1 protein-coding gene is annotated in these 724 nt (G+C 27.8%); it reads right to left on the minus strand.

What is annotated here, in order from left to right; genetic code table 11:
* Window positions 1-20: 20 nt before the first annotated feature.
* A partial coding sequence (locus tag RB298_RS02105) for an oligosaccharide flippase family protein (protein WP_486045490.1) occupies window positions 21-724 on the minus strand: 704 nt, incomplete at its 5' end.

The following is a 724-nucleotide window of genomic DNA, read 5'->3' on the forward strand; positions in this document are numbered from 1 at the left end:
ATATAATAGTGACAAAAAACCTATCCCCTTTTCATAAATAATTTACCGATAGTATTGTAAAGATCCTTTTCAAATTTTCTGTAAAAGCCAATATATAATAACAGACTTAAAAATAAACTTACTGTTAAAGTAATGGCTCCATTTTGAGTTATAGTTTCTATTAGATAATTTTTAAATAGCAGTATAATTATAAAAATTAAAGCATTAATAAAAAATATTTTTTTCAAGTTGTACCAATAGTCTTTAGGCTTAGCTTCGGAAGCTATTCTTCTCATAAGTAAATCAGCAGGTAATGCTAATAAAATCATAAAAAGTAAGGATGATAAGGCGACTCCTTCAATCCCCCACTTTATTCCTGTAAAAGAGAACACAAACATACCTATTGCGGTAATAACATTCCACTTAAAGCTTAAATTGGGCATCCCTTTTGTTAATAATATACAATTTATTGGGTTTCCTAAAGAAACTAACATACCTTTAAAAGATAAAATCCTCAAAATAATTGCAGCCTGGGACCATTTATCTCCATATAAAATTCCAACGATTTCAGGAGCTAAAATGAACATCATGAAACAAATAGGAAAAGTTAAAAATGCTATCGATTTTTGTAACTTGTAGTAATTACTATTTAATAATGCATTATTGTCTTTTAACTTTACAAAATGAGGATAAGCTGACTCAATTAAAATCGGATTAATTCTCGTAATCGGCATCATCATTAATT

The organism is Priestia sp. BR_2 (assembly GCF_041954005.1).
GTDB classification, from domain to species: Bacteria; Bacillota; Bacilli; order Paenibacillales; family Paenibacillaceae; genus Paenibacillus_AQ; species Paenibacillus_AQ lautus_A.